Origin of the sequence: Marinibactrum halimedae (assembly GCF_021234875.1) — a bacterium.
Lineage (GTDB): Bacteria > Pseudomonadota > Gammaproteobacteria > Pseudomonadales > Cellvibrionaceae > Marinibactrum > Marinibactrum halimedae.
In genome coordinates this window covers 104452-125018 of the sequence record NZ_JAJQVM010000013.1, presented here as the reverse complement: position 1 = coordinate 125018, position 20567 = coordinate 104452, and the positions used below count along the sequence as shown (strand labels likewise).

The 20567-nt window shown below is 44.5% G+C and carries 14 protein-coding genes and 1 pseudogene; 4 read left to right on the top strand and 11 right to left on the bottom strand.

Features of this window, described 5'->3' with window-relative positions:
• From LU351_RS09560 to LU351_RS09545, 4 genes are all read right to left on the bottom strand, one after another.
• The coding region (locus LU351_RS09560; protein ID WP_232592392.1) for a transposase at window positions 1–580 on the bottom strand (580 nt) is incomplete at its 3' end.
• A 174-nt stretch (window positions 581–754) separates the two neighbouring features.
• Window positions 755–1711: a hypothetical protein gene (locus LU351_RS09555; protein ID WP_232593845.1), complete on the bottom strand. Its 957-nt coding sequence runs from the start codon at window positions 1709–1711 to the stop codon at window positions 755–757.
• The gene (gene djlA, locus LU351_RS09550) at window positions 1698–2519 is read right to left on the bottom strand and encodes a co-chaperone DjlA (protein ID WP_232593844.1); all 822 of its coding nucleotides are present in this window, start codon (window positions 2517–2519) and stop codon (window positions 1698–1700) included. The genes LU351_RS09555 and djlA overlap by 14 nt, the downstream gene beginning before the upstream one ends.
• 312 nt (window positions 2520–2831) lie before the next feature.
• Window positions 2832–3131 (bottom strand): hypothetical protein, encoded by a 300-nt coding sequence (locus LU351_RS09545; protein WP_232593843.1) that lies wholly within the window; start codon window positions 3129–3131, stop codon window positions 2832–2834.
• Window positions 3132–3374: 243 nt separating this feature from the next.
• Between LU351_RS09545 and LU351_RS09540 the strand changes: the two genes are divergently transcribed.
• Together LU351_RS09540 and LU351_RS09535 are read left to right on the top strand one after the other, a co-directional pair.
• Window positions 3375–5198 (top strand): M61 family metallopeptidase, encoded by a 1824-nt coding sequence (locus tag LU351_RS09540; RefSeq protein ID WP_232593842.1) that lies wholly within the window; start codon window positions 3375–3377, stop codon window positions 5196–5198.
• Between the two features lie 79 nt (window positions 5199–5277).
• Entirely contained in the window at window positions 5278–5850 is a 573-nt protein-coding gene (locus LU351_RS09535; RefSeq protein WP_232593841.1) for a DUF3833 domain-containing protein, read from the top strand.
• Between the two features lie 11 nt (window positions 5851–5861).
• On the opposite strand, the gene LU351_RS09530 is transcribed toward LU351_RS09535, so the two are convergent.
• Together LU351_RS09530 and LU351_RS09525 are read right to left on the bottom strand one after the other, a co-directional pair.
• The gene (locus LU351_RS09530) at window positions 5862–6617 is read right to left on the bottom strand and encodes a substrate-binding periplasmic protein (RefSeq protein WP_232593840.1); all 756 of its coding nucleotides are present in this window, start codon (window positions 6615–6617) and stop codon (window positions 5862–5864) included.
• Between the two features lie 400 nt (window positions 6618–7017).
• Window positions 7018–7869 (bottom strand): substrate-binding periplasmic protein, encoded by an 852-nt coding sequence (locus LU351_RS09525; protein WP_232593839.1) that lies wholly within the window; start codon window positions 7867–7869, stop codon window positions 7018–7020.
• An 866-nt stretch (window positions 7870–8735) separates the two neighbouring features.
• Here LU351_RS09525 and LU351_RS09520 point away from each other — a divergent pair.
• Window positions 8736–9785 (top strand): energy transducer TonB family protein, encoded by a 1050-nt coding sequence (locus LU351_RS09520; protein WP_232593838.1) that lies wholly within the window; start codon window positions 8736–8738, stop codon window positions 9783–9785.
• A gap of 73 nt (window positions 9786–9858) precedes the next feature.
• Here LU351_RS09520 and LU351_RS09515 read toward each other — a convergent pair whose 3' ends face one another.
• From LU351_RS09515 to rlmKL, 4 genes are all read right to left on the bottom strand, one after another.
• The gene (locus LU351_RS09515; RefSeq protein WP_232593837.1) at window positions 9859–12624 is read right to left on the bottom strand and encodes a di-heme oxidoredictase family protein; all 2766 of its coding nucleotides are present in this window, start codon (window positions 12622–12624) and stop codon (window positions 9859–9861) included.
• A gap of 577 nt (window positions 12625–13201) precedes the next feature.
• Window positions 13202–14095 carry a cobalamin-binding protein gene (locus LU351_RS09510; RefSeq protein WP_232593836.1) on the bottom strand — a complete coding sequence of 298 codons (894 nt, stop codon included), beginning with the start codon at window positions 14093–14095 and terminating at the stop codon, window positions 13202–13204.
• Complete coding sequence (uvrB, locus tag LU351_RS09505; protein WP_232593835.1) at window positions 14095–16092, bottom strand: excinuclease ABC subunit UvrB; 1998 nt, start codon at window positions 16090–16092, stop codon at window positions 14095–14097. The genes LU351_RS09510 and uvrB overlap by 1 nt, the downstream gene beginning before the upstream one ends.
• A 14-nt stretch (window positions 16093–16106) precedes the next feature.
• Window positions 16107–18254: a bifunctional 23S rRNA (guanine(2069)-N(7))-methyltransferase RlmK/23S rRNA (guanine(2445)-N(2))-methyltransferase RlmL gene (gene rlmKL, locus LU351_RS09500; RefSeq protein ID WP_232593834.1), complete on the bottom strand. Its 2148-nt coding sequence runs from the start codon at window positions 18252–18254 to the stop codon at window positions 16107–16109.
• 799 nt (window positions 18255–19053) lie between these two features.
• Between rlmKL and rmf the strand changes: the two genes are divergently transcribed.
• The gene (gene rmf, locus LU351_RS09495; RefSeq protein ID WP_232593833.1) at window positions 19054–19257 is read left to right on the top strand and encodes a ribosome modulation factor; all 204 of its coding nucleotides are present in this window, start codon (window positions 19054–19056) and stop codon (window positions 19255–19257) included.
• A gap of 283 nt (window positions 19258–19540) precedes the next feature.
• Here the strand turns inward: rmf and LU351_RS09490 are convergent.
• Window positions 19541–20554: pseudogene (locus LU351_RS09490) on the bottom strand (quinone-dependent dihydroorotate dehydrogenase); the annotation flags it as partial.
• Window positions 20555–20567: the final 13 nt, after the last annotated feature.

Genomic DNA, 20567 nt, shown 5'->3' with positions numbered 1-20567 from the left:
TCTCTTGGTTCTTCTTCGCCCAGCGGGCATCCGTATCTTTTTGAGCGCCAACGTTCGGATTCTTTTCAAAACGATCAGGCGTTTCACCGCGTTTTATCTGTTTGTTTTCTTCCTTTTTATTGCGCTGCCTGGGAACATCGACAAAACTCGCATCCACTATTTGACCTTTTCTTGCTTGAAAACCGTGTTCCTCTAATTGAACATCAAAAGTAAAAAACAAACGCTTCATTAAACCAGCTTTGACTAGGTTTTCTCTAAACAGCCACACTGTCTTGGCATCAGGCACCTTGTCCGATGGAGTCAGACCTAAAAACCGGCAAAAAGAATAGCGGTCCCGTATTTGGTACTCTATCTGATCATCGGATACATTGTATAAGTGCTGAAGTACGAGTACTTTGAACATCAGAAGCTCGTCATAGGCTTTACGACCCGCATTGCTTTTTCGGTTCGACTTTCGTATTTCCTTTAAGGTCGGACGAAAGGCTTCCCAAAATATCAGTTTGTTGAGATGAACTAATGGATCTTTTTCATCTAACTTGCGATACCTGTCATCTAAATCAAAAAAGCCGGGCTGAGACATAGAAGGAAACTCTTGAAATTTTTGAACAGTGAGATTATATCAAAGTTGGGCTATTTTTAGAGGTGCCCTTTAGTGAGTATGCCATTTGGAACCTTCAAAAACCCTAAGGGCCCCTCTTGGAAAAAGCAAGATAATATAGGATAAAAAATGACAATTAAAAGCAGCATTAAAATTTCAATCCAACACATAAGACCGCTGCAAAAACGCTTTCGGTAATACATCCGTTAATTGCTTTACGGTCAGCGGCCCCTTTAATTCAATACGATCAATATTATTTTCATTACAGTAGGCTTCTCGCGAAAGCTGAGCAGAGATGGCGTGAGGGGTTAAGGTTTCTGACCAGACATCAATAAATAAACCCGCCTTGGGGATCCAATAATCGCAATAACAATCACCTTCGCCCCAAACCGTGGGAAAGGGTTTTATCTCGGGCAGGCAAACGTTTCGTGAGATTGTCACTCCCATCAAATAACACCAATTGATTAACGCTTGGTCATCCTGATGCAAAGCTGACATTCCATTTAATGCCATCAGATTTTCTTTACGAACCTTTTCAGAAAACTTGATTTCAGAAGATTTAAGGGAATCCAAAATTGCCTGTAATGCCGGTAGTTTTAGAATACTCACCGGCCAGGTATTCCAAGGCACGCCAGTTTTTGGATTCTCGTGATTATGGCCACCCTGTTTTTTCCCAAACTCCGTTAAACGCCAACCCTTGTGGTGGTGAACTTGTAACTGTGCATGCATTAATACGGAATTAATAATGCGTGCCGGTAAGTCTAACTGTTTACCTAACTCTGTGGCCGATACCATGCTCGATATTTGAGAGGCAAAAATTCGGTGCTCTAACACCGATACCGGAAACACAATGTACTCACCAAATTTTTGGCTTTGCTTACGCTGGCCACCTTCAAATTCGCCTTTTTTGGTGAGTTCCCAACCCTCATCGGTTTGTCGAATCCAACCGGCATCCAATAAAAGGCCAGTGACTTTTTTGAGAGGCACACCGAGCTTTTCGGCCAACGCCGATCGGGACAATAACTGCCCCGATTTATGGGAAGTTGGCTCTGATGCGCTCATAGAGAAAAAGGGGTCAATAAAAAATGGAAGCGATGCATTACGCTGCGGCATCCGTTGTGGTTTCTTTGCGATGTTTTTTAAGCAGGTCGTATGCCGTTTGGATATCTTGTGACTTTTCGGTGGCCATTTTGATCATATCATCAGGTACGCCCTGCCCTGCCAATTTATCGGGGTGATTCTCACTCATGAGTTTTCGATACGCTTTTTTCAGTGCCGCATCGCTCACCTCTTCATTCACGCCTAAGGCTTCATAGGCTAGAGCAATTTCGTTTTCACTGGGTTTGGCTTGTCCGGCACCCGCGTGTTGGTATTGATGAAATTGCCCTTGTGCTTTAAGCATCGCAATGACATGTTTAAACGCAAAAGCGGAAATCCCCATTTTTTCGGCAATCAGCGCCAGGCTGGCTTCCTCTTTTTCATCAATAACGCCATCGGCCATCGCCATGGTGATCACATAATTGAGTAATGTTTGGCGCAAACTCGGTAAGCGTCGGGCAAATTCATTGAACGCCACCATGGTCTCATCAATAGAAAAGTCTGCTTGAGAGCCTTTTTTGAACAAGGCGATGGCATCTTGTCGGTGTGCTGCACCAAGCCCCATTTGTGTCATGATGGCTTCTGTTTGTGCCACCTCTTCTTCCGAAACCCGGCCATCCGCCTTGGCCACATAGCCCATCAGGGTAAACACGGTATTAAAAAACACCTGCTCGGCCTGTTGTCTTTGCTCTGGGCTTAATTGCTGCTGAAATTTACTGACGGCATTGTCGAAGAAATGTCCGCCCACCGCACCTAATGCGGCACCAAAAGGCCCACCCATCGAAAATCCAAGTACGCCACCAATAATTTTGCCAAACCACATAATTGTTTCTCTGTTCTCTTTCGGTGATTATTAATTGAGCGCCTGTTCACGCACGCCAATCCAGAAACATTTTATAAAGCCTATGATGGCGATAAACCTTTAAAATTTCCACATCTTCCCAACAAATTCAATAGAGAGTAAAAATAGATAACGGGAATAAAAGAGATCAAATGAGAAGAGATAAAGCAATGAAAGAAAAAAGGCGTAATAAGGGATTTGGAAACTTACTGGCGACAAACCATTAACCCGTTAGATAAAGTGGGCACGGGTTGTACCCACTGTGTTCTGCCATCGTAATGACCAGAAATGTGTTTACTTACTGGCTGGCGTATACATTTTCATCACAGCTTCGCGGGTTTCTTCCGCTACTGAGTTAAAGACTTCACCCTGTGACTTTAATAGTTCAAACAGTTTTTGACAGGAAGACACATTAAACTCTAAAAACTCTTCCGGTGATTTTAAGCTCTGCGCTTTACTGGCTTCTGTGCGGAAAAACTCAGTAAACGCTTCTCCTGCTTTCTGCTGGGCTTCAACGGTCTTTGACAACGCGTCCGCTTGCATATTCAGCATGGCTTTCATAGATTCTAATGGCTGCATCATTGTATCGTTCATGGAATTTCTCTGATTAAAGTAGACTCTAAGTAACGGTTTAGTGCGTATGCCTTTTCAAATTAGAACAGCATAGTAAAAACAGCATAGTGGAATAACATGGAACCGCATTTTTGCTGCAACGCAGCAAAAATGCCTTAATTGATAGCCCGGTGTCAACCGCTTTACCGATTTTGGTCCATTTATGGCACAGCGTTCTACCTGAACACCCATTCAGCATAATGAGCAAGCCTAGGGGAATTTTTAATGATGATTTTTTACTCAACATTTTCCTTTGAAACATTAGGCAAAGCTGGCCCCAGTGGGGTAAAGGCCACCTTTTCAATCAACGACTTGCTACTTAGCTGCACGGCTCTTCTCGCTCTCATTTTATTAATGGGGTCAACACAATACGCCTTGGCGGAAATCACGACATCAACGAATACAACAGAAACGCTTGAAGCGCCCCCCAACACGCCTTTTTTAACTCTGACGGGCATTGTCGTCCCCTCCTCCGCTGCACTCAGCAGAGGCCAACTCTACTGGCGTTTGCAAAATACCACTCCCCACTCTGCCGCCATTGCACTACCTTACGGCGTGAAGGCCATTACCGAACTTACATGGCAATCTACGCAGAAACACCTAGATCAGACGCTTCCTCAGCAACTGCCCTGCCAAGCTCAACACCGCCCGTCTCGCCGATTAACCCTGGCCCCAAATGACTGCGTATTTTACCGAGTGGATCATAAACGCAAATTAGGCCAGCAGTGGGCTCAACTGAACAGCAGCAAGATTTGGCAACACAAAGCCAGTGACTGGCTACCCACATTTACACGCTCCCATCGCACCTCTCACCGACGCTTTCGTGAAACACCCGGCAATATTGCTTTAACCCTGTACCTTCCCTCTGATTTAAAAGCGTCCAGTCCATGGGAACAAACTCACGAGGAGAAGACTGCTCGTCACCAGCAAGGTAATAACGCTTATGAAGCACTGATACGACCCTCTCCTCGCAATTTCGACGGACTTTTGTTAGTAGGGGATTTGTCCCAAAGACAAATTATGATGGGCAATAGTCACATTAATGTGGTCTATACCGGCGAACAGCCCCAGCAATTTGAAAAATTAATCTCGTGGTTACGCCGTAACCTTCGAGCCCTTATCTCTGCAAGCCATTCGTTTCCCAGTGAACGTCTGCAAGTCATACTGGTGCCAGTAGACAACTATCAAACTTATCGCCGCCATACCAGCCCCGTTCCGTTTGGCCACGTTATTCGAGCCGGAGACCAAACGGTTCGGTTTTTCGTGTACGAGCGTGCGCCACTGCAAGATTTGCTGGATGACTGGACGGCAGCACACGAATTCAGCCATTTACTCTTACCTTATTTGGGCTTGGAAGGACGTTGGGTATCCGAAGGATTTGCTAGCTATTACCAAAACATTCTTATGGCCAATATGGGCCTGTACAAAGAAGAAGAAGCTTGGCAACGCCTGTTAGCAGGCATCACCCGAGCACGCCGCGTTTCACCAAAAATCAGCCCAAACGATAGTCCAGATGTGGGTATGGCCAAAGCCCGTATGATGATCTATTGGGCCGGCGCCGCATTCGCCTTATTGGCGGATATGGAAATCCGACAACGCTCATCACAGCAAATTTCACAACACGCATCAGAACAACAAGCATTAGAACAACAAGCATTAGAACAACAAGCATCACAACAACAAACGCTAGCATCGGTTCTGGGCCAGTTTCATCAAGATTATCCGCACAAAGTCTCGTGGGAATTAACACATTTTTTTACCACACTTGATGGCTATCTAGATCAGCCCATTTTTATGCCGCTGTATCACCAATACGCTGATCGCCCGGGTGTGCCCAACATCACCCCCCTACTTCAGCAGTTGGGCGTTAAGGCAACACCGAATGAGGAGTATCGTCATGTAGCACTACAGCTGAATAATCGTGCCCCTTTAGCCAATTTACGGCTCCAATTAATGTCACCGCCCTCCTCTCTTGCAACACCCGCTGCTCACACGCAACGCTCTGCTGAGCACTCTGATAAAGACACCTCGGAGAATACCGGCTCCTAACAACTCCAGGAAAACCCACATCCATTTATCCTGCCTGATCGTATGGAATGACTAATAAAAAACACTATGAGTTTATACGATGAACCAATTTTTAATGCTGTCCAAATGGAGTAAGCCTTTCCGGGCAATGGTTGTTTTTCTATTTACCACCCTCTCACTGTTAGGATGCTCCACCACCATCGATGAATACAAAAGCCAATCGCCTACTTTTTTACCTGAAACATTTTTTAACGGCCCGATGACGGCCCACGGTATGGTGAAAGATTATCGTGGCAAAGTTATCCGAACATTTTATGCTGATATTAACGCCTACTGGGTAGACGACACGGGCGTATTGGATGAGTCATTTATTTTCAATGATGGGGAAAAACAAATCCGACGCTGGGAAATACAAAAAAAAGGAAACACCTACACCGCAACTGCCTCAGACGTTATTGGCAGCTCTGCGCTCATTGTAGCGGGCAATGCTCTAACCATGACCTACGAATTAGAATTAGAGCCTGATGGCATGACCGTCAGCATGGAAGATTGGATTTTTCTGATTGATGAGCACACTGCATTGGCAGAAACTCAAATTCGCAAATGGGGATTGCCCGTCGGAGAAATTACATTAACGATGCGAAAATTATTACCATATTCTGAATCTAGGTGATGTTGAGTTGTTTATGGCACTCCATTTTTATCGGCCACATCATACAAGCCTTCAAACAAACCCACTTGCATCACTTTTAACCGCCCACTTTTTTTAAGCTGGGCAAACCCTTTTTCGAATAAGGCTTTATAACGCAAGGACTGGCTATTGGATTTGGAAAAGAGCATATGGCCGGGTATTTTCGCAAGAGGTTTTGGAAGATAATGCAGTTTATCTTGGTATTCAGGGAAGTGGCGCTCCACCAAATATTCTCCGAATGCTTTGTTGATGATTAATAAATCCACTCGGCCAGCAATCAGCTTTTTTATATTCTGCATGTCTCGATTAACATATTGAATGATCAGGGTCTCATCCTGTACTGCACTCCAGAACGCTTCTGAATAGGTAAACCCTTTTGCAACGCCAATCACTAAACCAGAAAGGTCACTGAGGGTACGCCAATTATCAATCGGTGGTTTTTCACCATAGTAAAAAAAAGCATATTCCTCAGAAATCGTGGCTTCGCTTTGAACGAAAAAGCCTCTATATTCTTCTCGCATAGGCCAAAAAGACACAAAATACTGAGAGTAATCTTGGCCCATAGTCCAAAAAGAGGTGGCGTGAGTGGTATTTTCCTTTACTGCCTCTAAGGCCTCCATCCAAGGCGAAAATACAAACTTAACTTGCACGCCGCTATAGGCAAAGGATTCTCGAATGACATCATTAAGATAACCTTGATGATAAGAGAATTTTGAAGATAAAGGAGGGTATTCGCCGGTGCTAATCAAAATAACATCCGACTCTTCCTTGTTCACCTGAGCACTAGACGAGATCTGAGGTAGGCACAAGGTCACCCACCACAGCATGAATAAGATGATAGGCTTAAGTAACCAGCCTCTTTTCTTTATCCTAATGGATAAGCAAGTATCCGTGAAAAAAAATAGATTCAAAAGCTCAACTTGACTGCACACAACCCAAACCATTTCCTATGCATTTTATGACAATTATCATCAATGAACGTCTACTTGCAAAACGCCTGTCCTTTTTATCACTTGGCGCTTTGATAACCGTGATACATTTTACGTTATCGGCCAACATGCTTTTACTATCTTTTTTCATTAGAATTGCGCATTAACCACCCATTCATTATAACTATTTTCGCGCCATTCTGATTTCATTCACAGCCAATTAGGGAGTAGCGTGAGAGACGACACTCTGATTTTGACTATCATAATAACCTTCTGTCAGCGCTGCTCGCATTTTCTTGAGTTGGCCACTCTCCATTAAATATTGCACACCCAATTCGTATAACGCTTTATAACGTAACGCCCTGCTGTTTGATTTTGAAAATAAGACATAAGCCGGAACATTACCAATCGGCTTTTTTAAGTAGTTAAGCTGCTCTTTTTGATTATAAAAATGCTGCCCAATGAGGTACTGGCCAATCGCTCGATCAATCAATAAAAAGTCCAACCGACCCGCAATCAATTTTTTTAGATTTTGTGTATTGTCATTAACATATTCGACTGTTAGCGTCCGATCTTTTACTGCATTCCAAAATTCATTGGTATAACTATGCCCTCGCGCAACACCAATTTTATAGGATGAAAAGTCAGACAAAGACTCCCATTGATCGAATGGTGGGGTGTCTCCGAAGTAATAAAAAACATAATCCCCAGATAAACTATATTGACTCGGTACAAAATATTGTTTGTATTCTTCTTTCATTGCCCAGAATGAGGTCGCATGAACCTCATTGTTCATTGCCGCGTCCATCGACCTTAACCAAGGCATAAAGACGAATTCAACTTCAACACCACTATAGGCAAACGCCTCTTTGATCAAATGATTCAGAAAGCCATTGTCTCGAATGTATTTCGACGTAAGGGGAGGATACTCGCCGGTACTGATTCGTATAACGTCCTTTACTTTCCCAGTATGCGCTTCGGCATGCCCTAGAATAGAAAATCCAGAGGCGATCATCATCACCCCTATTGAAAAGGCCATACCTACAGAAGCCTTGAAAACGGTATATCTCACCTAATTACTCCCTGTTTTCCCTGAGGGACCACATAATGGCAGTGTTTCTAATAGTTTTGCGGCTTATGTCGCATTAAAAATATTAATTACTCCTTATTCTACTTTAAGTGCCATACACTTCTTAACACTTTTTCGCATTACTTATGATTTTTCATAACTTGGCGAAACTACATGGTCACTTTTCATTAATGTGGGTTACAAACGCTTATAGTGGTTTTCGATGGATTTTTGGAATTTATCATATTAAACAAAAGTCAATGTCATCATCGCAAAGCGATTTAATAGATAACTTTTCTACATAAAAGGAAATTTCGAAAGCTTTATTTCGAAGGAATTGTAATAAGATAAAAGTTAGCCCGATAAGTCCAGATCAATTAGGATTTTATTAATACCTTAATTGCACCAAAAAAGTGAACTTTATATTCGAAATCAATATAACAATTTCGAATTGTGATGAACCGCAAAGGAGAAAAAAACGGGTGTGCTAACCTACATCGCAATAACGTTGTGACAAACTTTTTTGCTCAAGACAAACAACAAAGACAAGCAAAGACAAACAAAAACAATACCTTATTTAATAAGCGTGAGTATCGGCGTCAGCAAAGCAGAGATAAAAACTGTTCATTTTTGAAACAGAACAGATAAGAGACGCCTTACATCAACAATAAAACGCATACTAGCAAACACCAGACACTACCAGAGCTTTATCAAATTACACTGGCATGTTGCGATCTTGCCAACAAGGACATGGCTATAAGATATCGCCATACCCAAAGAAACTTTGGCTGGCGCGCAAACGCTTCAATACACCGTAATGATAAATTCACGTCATGAGGTAATGACGGTAGATTAAGTGAGGTAGAAGAATGTTAACTCTGTCCAGAATATGCAGTCGGACAATTTCTTTTTTATTTGCAGTCTTTCTCTTCAGTTCTCAGCTGGAAGCTGCACCCACCACCTTTGGCGTTGCAACCTATGCGCCTTATGGGCATCCGGAATACATTGCCGCCATTATGGTGGAAGATAGTTCCACTATAACCTCTATTGAAGAACTCATTAAATCAACCGTCAGTATTGAAATGCGAGTAACAGCCGAACGCATTAATAAGAAGCGCTTCTTTCGGGAATTAACCCAGCAAATATCCATTAATGTTGATTACTCTAAACTGCAGTATAACCATTCTCTGTTGTCGGCCTTTGAAACCAGCATTCAAGGCTCTCTGTTTAAACATGACCATTTACGTCTGACGCGCAGAGAAAATCAAACCAACATTTATGTCAACAATATTTTATTGGCAAATGTGCCCTCTTCTCGCTTGCTGGAATTGACCGTAGAAGGCTGGATTGGCGCAGTACCCCCCTCACGAGAATTCAAAGCGGAAATTCTGAGTGGGTTTATTAATTACGATCTCGTTCGCCAACTTAAAGATAATCAGTTCACCTTAGAACGCGTATATGAGATTGCACAATGGCAACCTGAAATTGCATTAGATGATATTTCTCTTGCTGGCATTGTAATGGAAGACACCATTGCTCATTCTGGAGTACTCACCACAAGTCTTGGAATAGCCTCTGATCACAACAGATCAAATCAACAATCTCGTGTATCCCACGCAGACCCAACAGAAATATTGAAAAAAGAATATTTTCGTACAGCTGAGGTGAATATCAATCAGTACAAACGCATTCCACGATTCGGCTTACGCAATAACGCCGAAGTAGCGATGGCATTGGAAGTTCACCGCACGGGAACCATTATCAGTGCCATTATAGAAAACCCATCACAATACCCAGCTGTTAATCAACAAGCATTGGAAGCGGTACGAAAAGCTTCACCACTGCCGCCGATACCCGACGATATCGACGGCGATAAATTGCGCTGGAATTTAACGTTAAAATATCCGCAACAGATTTAAAGGTGAAGCATTAATACCGCTTAACATTAATACCACTCAACAACGTTTTAACCAATCGATTGGTTAGGTGAACTTATAAACTTTCAATAAAGGCAGCGATGGCGTTTTTGTCAGATTGACTTAAACGATCGTAGCCTCTTTTGGCGTAAGCACCATCACCATCATGGGCATTAATGGCTTGATGGATACTGGTCGCACTGCCGTCATGGAGGTAACGAACGTCGCGACTTTCTCTACGCAAGACATCAATATTATGCCCTAAGCCCCACAAAGCAGGAGTACGGAATTCCCCGCCATTCATCGTATGCATTTTCATATCGGTGTAAGGGCGAATGGTGATATTACGCAAATGTGTCGGTGCATCAGAACGGGTTTTAGCCACAGGAGTATGACAATCCGCACAACCAATCTCATTGAATAAGATGTCCCCTTCAGCGACTCCTGGACGATCGTATACTCCCGGATCACGAGCCGGTACGGTGAGCACTTCCACATAAGTTGTAATCAAATCCACAACGGGTGCAGGCAAATCATTGGGGTCAACTTTATGATCACTGATCAACGCCTCTCTTACCTGCTCAGCAACCGTGTCTGCTGAACCATCCCAGCCAAACCCGGCCTCACGCCCTTCCATCACTTCCAATAGTTTTACACCATACGTGGGTGGCGGTAAGCGTGGGCCGTCCGCAGTTTGTATCACTTCTGAACCGCGTCCATCACGAATATGACACCCGCCACAAGAGCGTTCACCAATACGATAATTCGGATTATCAAATTCATTACGCTCAGGATCACCTAAGTTTGTACCAGGTTTGATACCGTGGAACAGGTGATGGCCCACAATAAAATCGTCCACCATTTGCTCACTGTGCAAAGTGGTCATTGCTTGAGTAAATACGGCATTTTTTTCGAGGGTAACGTATTGTCCCGCATCCGCCACAATTTGCGTCGTACCGGCGCGACCGGCCATATTCAAACGTGGATCACCGTATTTTCCGCAGAAACCACAACCCACAACATAATGAGAAAAATCATTATACGTTTGTGCAGAGGTTAGACCTGCGGCTTCCACTGAGAACTCAAAACTGATGACTTGCCCATAACTGAAAATGTCATCGAACCCTTCTAAAGCAGACTGTGGAGCATTTCGGTAATCATCACCAAACGGCGCCGCCGTGTTCACAGCAAAAAACGGCTGACCATTAGGGTTACTGTGCGCAGCACGCATAGCTTCATTACGGCGAAAACCCGGTACGACCCCACCCGGTACTATACTTGGGTCCATAAACGATACGTCCATATTAAAATCCACACTGCCGGATTCATCATTCACCCAAATTAAATATCGGTCTAAGTTACGTAAGTTTTCACCGCCATTAGGGCGATCCAAAACAGCGGCGGTAATACCATCGGTGGTAATGGGGTGACGAATACGCGCCCAATTGGCAGAGCCATCTGTGAAGGAATACGCACCCGGTGCATAAGGATCGATTCGACTGCCTGCGGTGGTGAATAAACCGGTCCATACCCACGCCGTTGCTTCATTATTATTAAGCGGTGTGGGATGCAAATATCGGAAAAAATAGGTGTATTCACCCGAACAAGGAATATTGGCCGTGCTATTCGTTACCGATACCCGTTGAAAGGTTTTGTTACCATCGTCTGAGCAGTGCATCTCCAATGAAGAATCACCCGGGCGTTTCACGATACTCGGGCCCCAGCGCCAACTTAGCGTTGAACCATTTATATCGAAAGCAAAACCGAACTGACGTGGCTCCAATCCATTTACTGGCGTTCGCAAGGCATCAATAGGGTCCGGCCTAGGTGCAGGCCCAACCCCTTTTCCTGTCACAAAAGAATTAGCGGTCCAATTTAAATAGCTGTAATCGGTATTATTATCGGGAACCTCTTGCGTACGGAAATTACTCACGGCGGATAGCCCTGAACAACCCGAGCTATTACAAGCCGACACCTGATAAGCATAACTCGTATTGGCAACGAGCCCAGAATCAGTATACGACGTGCTCGTCACCGATTGTTGTAATTGATTATTACGATAAACATCATAACGTGTGGCTTCATTAACACCATTCCATTGAAATTGAATGCTGCTCGAAGTGGTGTTAATTTGGCGTAAACCAGCCGGAACAGAAGGAACTTGTACAGGTGGTTCATCGTCCTCATAAAACTCCATGAGTAATTCAACCGTACTTTGTCCACCTTGGCCATCGGTGGCCGATACTAAGGCCGTTAACGTAGTAGCCTCGTCAGGATAAGGCAATGACCAACGGTAATTATTACCACTGATTGTTGGGGAGAACTGCCCGCCGTTCCAATTTACGGTCGCTTGATTAATACCGTCGGAATCGGTAATTGTGCAAGACAACGCCACTGCCGCATTATCAGGCGCCCCACTTAAATTAAAGCGCGAACCACTGGCTGTATTACACGTAATAACCGGCAATGAATTACTGGTATCACCACACATCATCGGCGTGACAGGGGGGTTCATCTCACCATAGGTGGGCGGTGAATAATAATCAGACACGCCCGGCCCTTCTAGTCGAAATTGTACCTCTCCACCACTGTAAACAATACTGGATTCACATTGGCCAGCACTACAGGATAACTCTCCTGTCCACATCCAATTTCCATTATTAAAACCACCCACCCAGATAGGTTGATCGCCCACAATAGCGTCATCGGAAAATACCAGTGTATTACTTTCACTCACACACACTGAAGCCCCATGTGCACCAAAAGCATACAAGCCACCTAACACAGGCACAATAATACCTGCCAGATACCGGCGCGGTATCGTCACCACGGAAGATTTCATGAGAGTTAACCTCTTGTTTGATTATTGTTATCTATTAACGGTTATTAACTAATGGTTTTACGAACATGCCAAAGAGACTCCGTTAAAAAGCCTTCAGCGATTTCTTCTTATTGTTCTATTTTTCGTAGTGAATGGCGCTACCACAAGTTACTCAATATCTCTGAATAAACAGGTATAGATAATTGTTATTATAATTTGACGACAGCAATAATTAACGATTGTAAAAATCTAATTAACACGCAATATCGGCCTGATACACAAACGACACATGCGAAGAGTTGTGCGCAAAAACACCTTTGCAAAAAATAATTATTTATAGAAACGTATTGTTGAAATTAAATATTATTTTTATTTTATTCATACCAAAAAGAAAAAATACCAGTAAGCCTACCAACAGCCCAACACAGACCATCTAAAAAATAATGTCACCGTATTTAATCTTTAGAAACGAGTGTAATTTCTTATACTAAGAATGAAAAGTAAACGATTACATTTTCTTTTATTTTTTGAACGATTGGCATAAAAACCAACAAAAAAAACAAATAAAGAGTTTAATTATGCCAACAATGGGCGAAACTTACGCCTCAGAACGGGCTTGATGAATAAACTGGCACACTTCATCAGCTCCCAATAAAATTCTTGAGGTATGCCGATGCAACCAATCGGGATTTACCCCATAAATATGATGTTTTGATACCGCAGGGATCGATGTCCATGAGCGCCACATCGTCATCCAAGGCGGAGGTTCGTGCGCTTTTTTGCCTCCTAAAATGACCTGGGGCTCGGCACTAACAACACTTTCAATGGTGACTTGCGGGGCCACCATAGGTGCATCATGAAACACATTCAAACCACCACACAACTCAATCACTGAACTAATTAAAGTTGTACCATTTAACGTCTGTAACGGATCACTCCAAACTTGATAAAAAACCCGAACCGGTTGACGGTGAGCATATTGTTTTTTCAATTGTTCAAAACGCTCCCGAAAATAGTCTGCTGCATTATTTGCCGTTTCTTGATTGCCCACCAATTGTCCTAATCGTATTAATTCATCAGCCACGTGATCTAACGTATTGGGGGAAGAGTAGTAAATGGGATAACCTAACGCCGTTAATTGTGCCACAGCCTCATCATTTCCACCGCCTGCCCAGGCAATAATTAAATCAGGCTTCAATGCAATTACCTGCTCCAAATTAACGTGTCGATACCCTCCTATTCGGGTAATTTTTTTCGCTGCCTCTGGAAAATCGCTGTACTCCACCACCCCAACAATACGCCCACCGGCTCCCACTGCAAATAAGTTTTCAGTCACATGGGGGGCTAAACTGATAATGCGCTTAGCCGGTAAAGGCAATTCAACCCGATGACCACGATCATCCAAAACGCTTACCTTTCCCGGCGTGGTCGCACTCACCGAGGTACATTTTATGGCCAACACCAAAGAAAAAAATAACAATCGAACGTTCATTAGGCTTTTAATTTTAGTTTTTGTATTTCATCTCGCAATGCGGCAGCACGTTCGAATTCCAAATCTTTCGCCGCCTGCATCATGGATTTTTCTAGTTCTGCAATGGTTTGCCAAATATCCCCACCCTGGGCCAATTCTTTCGAAATATCGATTTTTTCTTTACGTCGTTTATTTTTTCCGCCCGCGCCAGGAATATGCACGCCTTCCAAAATATCGGCCACATTTTTACGAATCGTTTGTGGGGTAATACCGTGCTCTTCGTTAAAGGCCATCTGTTTTGCACGCCGACGCTCGGTTTCATCCAATGCCCGTTGCATACTGCCGGTAATTTTATCCGCGTATAAAATGGCTTTACCGTCGGCGTTACGCGCAGCACGGCCGATGGTTTGAATTAATGAACGATCTGAACGTAAAAATCCTTCTTTATCCGCATCAAAAATGGCCACCAATGCCACTTCGGGCATGTCCAAGCCCTCCCGTAATAAATTGATGCCCACCAACACATCAAATTCACCAATACGCAAATCACGAATAATTTCCACCCGCTCAACGGTATCGATATCCGAATGCAAATAACGCACTCGCACGCCATGCTCGGCTAAATACTCTGTTAAATCTTCCGCCATACGCTTGGTTAATACGGTAATTAATACTCGCTTATCACTGGCGACGTAATCGTTGATTTCCGATAAACAATCATCCACCTGTGTTCCCGCTGGCCTTACTTCAATAATAGGGTCTACCAACCCTGTCGGTCGCACGACCTGCTCTACCACCTGCCCGGCATGACGCTTTTCATAGTCACCCGGTGTGGCTGAAACAAAAATCATTTGCGGGGCTAATGCTTCCCACTCTTCAAAACGCAAAGGGCGGTTGTCCAGTGCGGAAGGCAAACGAAAACCATACTCCACCAGTGTTTCTTTACGTGAACGATCCCCTCTGTACATACCGCCAATTTGCGGCACTGTCACATGGGATTCATCGATGACCAATAATGCATCCGGGGGTAAATATTCAAATAAGGTGGGCGGTGGCTGCCCGACATCCCGACCAGATAAATACCGAGAATAATTTTCGATGCCGGTGCAATAGCCCAATTCGTGCATCATTTCCACATCGTATTTGGTCCGTTGCTCAATGCGTTGCAACTCCACCAATTTTTCAACACTGCGCAACTGATCCGTTCGCTCTTTTAATTCCGCTTTAATGTTGTCAATGGCGTCTAAAATACGACTGCGAGGGGTAACATAATGGGACTTTGGATAAATAGTAACACGAGATAATTTCTGTAATTGACCGCCTGTTAACGGATCAAACAGCGTAATGCTATCCACTTCATCATCAAACAGTTCGACTCGTACCGCTTCACCGTCTGAATCCGCAGGGTAAATATCAATCACTTCACCACGTACTCGATAGGTACCACGATGAAAATCCATGTCATTGCGGGTGTACTGCATTTCAGCCAAGCGGCGCAAAATCGCACGCTGATCAATTTGATCACCTCGCACCATGTGCAACAACATTTTTAAATAGGCGTCTGGGTCACCCAAGCCGTAAATGGCAGATACCGTGGCCACAATAATGGCATCTTTCCGCTCCATGAGTGCCTTGGTGGCGGACAGGCGCATTTGCTCGATGTGATCATTCACCGAAGCGTCTTTTTCAATAAACGTATCTGAAGACGGGACATAAGCCTCTGGCTGATAATAATCGTAATAACTGACAAAATATTCCACCGAATTATTGGGAAAAAATTCTTTAAATTCCCCATACAATTGCGCCGCCAAGGTTTTATTGTGAGCCATGACAATCGTAGGCCGCTGTATTTGTTCGATCACGTTGGCAATAGTGAACGTTTTACCAGAGCCGGTAACACCCAATAACGTTTGATGCGCAAGCCCTGCCTGAATACCTTCGACCAAGCTCGCAATGGCGGTAGGTTGATCACCTGCAGGTTGATAATCACTGCTCACCTTAAACATTTTGTCAGTCATAGTGCTTCTCTTTTTTAAAGCCGATGAGAAATTTCCCAACAATGGTGAATTTTGCTATTGCGCTTAAAATCAGCATCAATGGTGTCTGCTGTGATATTGTGAATCTCGTAAGCGTCCAACGCTGATTCATCCAATTTGAAAGTGCGCTGATTATTGGAAAAATACAACACCCCTGTCGGCGTTAACAAATCCATACAACGCTTCACTAATGTTACGTGATCTCGCTGAATATCCAACACTCCCTCCATCCGCTTAGAATTAGAAAAAGTGGGGGGGTCTAGCATAATCACATCAAACCCTTCTCGACATTCCTGCAACCACTGCAAACAATCTTTATGAATAAATCGGTGACGAGAAAGGGAAATATGATTGGCTTCAAAATTTTGCTGCGCCCACTCCAAATAGGTTTTGGATAAATCCACATTCACTGTTTCAGTGGCACCGCCAAGTGCGGCGTGTACACTGGCACTGGCGGTATAACAAAACAAATTTAAGAATTTTTTGCCTTTTGCGCTTTCAGCAATTTTTAATCGCAGGGGTCGATGGTCCAAAAATAATCCGGTATCAAGATAATCCCACAAGTTAATTCGGAATTGCCCTTGGCCTTCACGCACGGTAAATACATCACCGCCATCGCCGCCTAACCGTTCGTACTGTTGCTTACCTCGGTTTCGACGACGCTGCTTGACACTAATTTTTTCTCGATCCGGTTGCAGCACATGTCGAACCGCCTGCTCAATATCCGCAAGGCGTTGTTGCGCTTTTTGCTCATCCACTGATTTCGGCGCTTGGTATTCCTGAATATGCACATGCTCGCCATATAAGTCGATGGCCGCAGCATATTCAGGCATATCGGCATCGTACAAACGAAATGCTTCTACGCCATTAGCCCGCTGCCATTTCGTCAAAGACTTACGATTTTTTTGCAGACGGTTAGCCACCATTTGTGCCCCCTCAGACAATTTTTCAGACGTGTCCGGCGGCGGTGCATTCACAAAACTGTCTTCAGCGATGTCGATAAGTAATAATTCAGACGGAATTTTACCGTTATAAAATTTGTATTTTTTCTGAGCCCGCAGGCCCATGTGTTTTCCTAAATCCGGATTGCCTGTAAAAATACCGGCCTGCCAACCTTGAAAAGAAGCACGGCATTGATCGCCCAATGAGCGATACAAACCTTTTAACGCCTCTTCTTCACCCAATCGCTCACCGTAAGGCGGGTTGGTAAGAATAAGTCCTTTCGACAACGGACGGTGCGTCGGTTTTTTAAATTCCGCAACGGGTTTGTGAATCACACGTACCCACTCCGATAACCCTGCCATACCAATGTTAAACTCGGCGGCATCCAACACACGACGATCTTCATCGTACCCGCGAATTTCCGGTAACGGTTTCGCCAACCCCACTTCACGACGCTCAATGGCTTCTTCTCGCAAGGTCAACCAGAGATCATTTCGGTGGTTTAACCAACGTTCAAAACCAAAGCTTTGACGTTTCATTCCCGGTGCAATGTCGGCCGCCATCATGGCACCTTCAATCAACAAAGTGGCCGAACCACACATTGGGTCTAGCAAGGCGCACTCTTCCTCTAAGTAAGACATCCACCCAGCTCGATACAATAACGCCGCCGCCAGATTCTCCTTTAACGGCGCCGCCCCTTGTTTAAGGCGATAGGCACGGCGGTGTAAGCTTTCCCCAACCAAGTCAATGGCAATGGTCACCCGCCCTTTGTGCAAACGCGCATTCACCAATAAGTCAGGATGATCTTTATCAATACTGGGACGAGCCCCCAAGGTTTCTCGGCAACGATCCACAATGGCGTCTTTCACACGCAGCGCGCCAAATTGCGAGTGCCGAATGGTGCGATTCGTGCCGGAAAAATCCACCAAGAGTTTCCCAGCCGGGTTAATATGATCTTCCCAGGGGATGGCTTTCACAATATCGTACAAATCGTCTGCGCTTTGCATCTCCTTGTGTGCCAAAGGCAGTAAGATTTTGTTGGCCAAACGCGACCACAGGCACAAACGATACGCCTGTTCTTGTGTCGCCTCTCCCCATACGCCACCCACAGTATGGCGTGTTGGTGTGACGCCGATGGTTTCCATTTCCCATTGCAATAATTGTTCGAGGCCCTTCGGACAACTTAAATAATATTCGGTCATAGTGTGCTTCTGTTTGATCTACTTATTGGCCAATATCGCCTGAAACTGCGCAGTTTTGGACGCCCGCTGTTGCGCTACGCCCTAAAACCGACCTTAGCGTTTCTTTTTCTGTGACAATTGATCGATGAAATTAGTTTATTTTTTCATTACCCGACATCATTTTAAAACCCAAAGGCGAATAAAACAGCGTTTTTAAGAATAATGGTCGTGATTCGCGCCATTTTAATAGCCAAAGCCTCAGCATCAATACCGGTTGCCATATCAGGCACTGGGCTTAGAAATAAATGTTCATTCCCAAGCCAACGTATTTTTTGTGTACTGTGAGTATGGGTAACGAATAGCGAAAACGACGAAAGAAAAACGGAAAATGATGCGCCGACTAACTGTTCTCAGCTCCACCTATCAATCAAAGGTTTGCATACGCCGCATTGCAGGGCGAATGGTGCGAACACCACTCACATTTACCCGTCGCACAAAAATGGGCGTTAATGCCTATACCCTGCGACATTCATTGAGTCCTCCAACATAAATACATTCAGCGCGAACGACGCAAACACAACTCAATTAGCGCTCAACCACCATTACGCATTTTCACTTTGGTTGGGGTAATTCTCTGGCCTTTTATAGCAGGCGGCATCGTCATGCCACCACTACAAGGGGATTCAGTGAGATACCACACCGAGCAAGACCGCTGTCGCTACATCATCGCTTGAAAGGTTAAGCAATAGGAAATTTAAACAACATAAGCTTTGAGTAACGCGGCAGATTTTTTCACACCAAATTTAGAGGTGCTGTCTTTATGAAACGACAAAAACGAAACCCATCTGATCGCGCATTTTCTCGTGGATACCGAGCCGGTTTTGAAGGCCGCTCGCGCAGCCAATGCCCTTACGAAACCAGTACCATTCGCTATGAATGGTTACATGGTTGGCGTGAGGGCAGAGAAGATCAATGGAATGGGTTCGACTCCCGCGCCTCTCTGCAACGCCTGAGTAATCGTTAAACCTTATGGGTTAACTGAATACTGAATATTATCGGGCCGTTTATTTTGGCTCGATAATGTTGCTCGATTCGACTCCCTCTGCCCTATTATCTTTTTCAGATTCTTTATCCTTTTCAGGCTCTTTATCTTTTTCAGACTCTTTATCTTTTTCAGACTCTGCCTCACCATCATTGGGTAAAAGAGCATCTTCTGGTGTTTCAGCGTGCCTTTCTGCCACCTCACCGTCAGGTTGAGATTGAGGTTGAGCACCCACCGTATTCAACGAAGCAGACAATTCATGCTGATGCGCTTTAATTGCCTCCGCGACTTCGTGAATCAATCCTGGGCCGCGATAAATAAAGCCCGAATACAATTGCACTAACTTTGCCCCGGCGCGAAGCTTTTCCACCGCCGTATCACCGTTAAAAATTCCCCCCACCCCAATGATGGGCAATTTTTCACCCAGCACACCATAAAGTTCAGCAATAACTTGCGTCGAGCGATCACTCAACGGCGCCCCAGATAAGCCTCCAGCCTCTTCGGCGTTCGGGCAATTTTGTACCGCAGAACGATCTAACGTGGTATTAGTTGCAATTACAGCGTCCATGCCAGCATTAAGCAGAGTATTGGCGACATCCGTTAAATCTTCTTCTGCCATATCTGGTGCGATTTTTACCGCAATGGGTACATAGCGATCCTGTGCTTTCGCCAATGTCTCCTGTCGTGCTTTGACACCATCAAGAAGATGCTTGAGCGCATCACCAAATTGCAAATCACGCAAACCTGGGGTATTAGGTGATGAAATATTCACCGTGACATAATCCGCATGAGGGTAAACGTGTTCTAAACAAGCCACATAATCATCCAACGCCTGATCTTCAGGTGTGACTTTATTTTTACCGATATTAATTCCGAGCTTACCCGGAAAACGTCGTTTTTTGACGCGTTTTACCAAATGCTCTACGCCAAAGTTATTGAACCCCATACGGTTGATAATGGCTTGGCGTTCAGGAATGCGAAACAAACGCGGTTGTGGATTACCCGCCTGGGGGCGAGGTGTCACCGTACCAATCTCGACAAAGCCAAAGCCCAATTGGCCCAATGCATTAAAATAATCGCCGTTTTTATCCAATCCTGCCGCCAAGCCAACGGGGTTTGGAAAGGTGAGCCCCATAACATTCACAGGGTTTTGAGGTGTGGGCTTGGTTAAAAAACCCAATACGTTTAAACGCTCCGCCGCGCCCAGTAAATCCAAAGACAAATCATGCGACCCTTCCGGATCCAGACAAAAAAGACACTTTCTCACCAATTCGTACACAGAACACCCCCAC

What these genes read in the sequence shown, in the direction of transcription:
- LU351_RS09555 (WP_232593845.1), bottom strand. Translation starts at nt 1,711, where the DNA reads ATGCCGCAGCGTAATGCATCGCTTCCATTTTTTATTGACCCCTTTTTC.
- djlA (WP_232593844.1), bottom strand. Translation starts at nt 2,519, where the DNA reads ATGTGGTTTGGCAAAATTATTGGTGGCGTACTTGGATTTTCGATGGGT.
- LU351_RS09545 (WP_232593843.1), bottom strand. Translation starts at nt 3,131, where the DNA reads ATGAACGATACAATGATGCAGCCATTAGAATCTATGAAAGCCATGCTG.
- LU351_RS09540 (WP_232593842.1), top strand. Translation starts at nt 3,375, where the DNA reads ATGATGATTTTTTACTCAACATTTTCCTTTGAAACATTAGGCAAAGCT.
- LU351_RS09535 (WP_232593841.1), top strand. Translation starts at nt 5,278, where the DNA reads ATGAACCAATTTTTAATGCTGTCCAAATGGAGTAAGCCTTTCCGGGCA.
- LU351_RS09520 (WP_232593838.1), top strand. Translation starts at nt 8,736, where the DNA reads ATGTTAACTCTGTCCAGAATATGCAGTCGGACAATTTCTTTTTTATTT.
- LU351_RS09515 (WP_232593837.1), bottom strand. Translation starts at nt 12,624, where the DNA reads ATGAAATCTTCCGTGGTGACGATACCGCGCCGGTATCTGGCAGGTATT.
- LU351_RS09510 (WP_232593836.1), bottom strand. Translation starts at nt 14,095, where the DNA reads ATGAACGTTCGATTGTTATTTTTTTCTTTGGTGTTGGCCATAAAATGT.
- uvrB (WP_232593835.1), bottom strand. Translation starts at nt 16,092, where the DNA reads ATGACTGACAAAATGTTTAAGGTGAGCAGTGATTATCAACCTGCAGGT.
- rlmKL (WP_232593834.1), bottom strand. Translation starts at nt 18,254, where the DNA reads ATGACCGAATATTATTTAAGTTGTCCGAAGGGCCTCGAACAATTATTG.
- rmf (WP_232593833.1), top strand. Translation starts at nt 19,054, where the DNA reads ATGAAACGACAAAAACGAAACCCATCTGATCGCGCATTTTCTCGTGGA.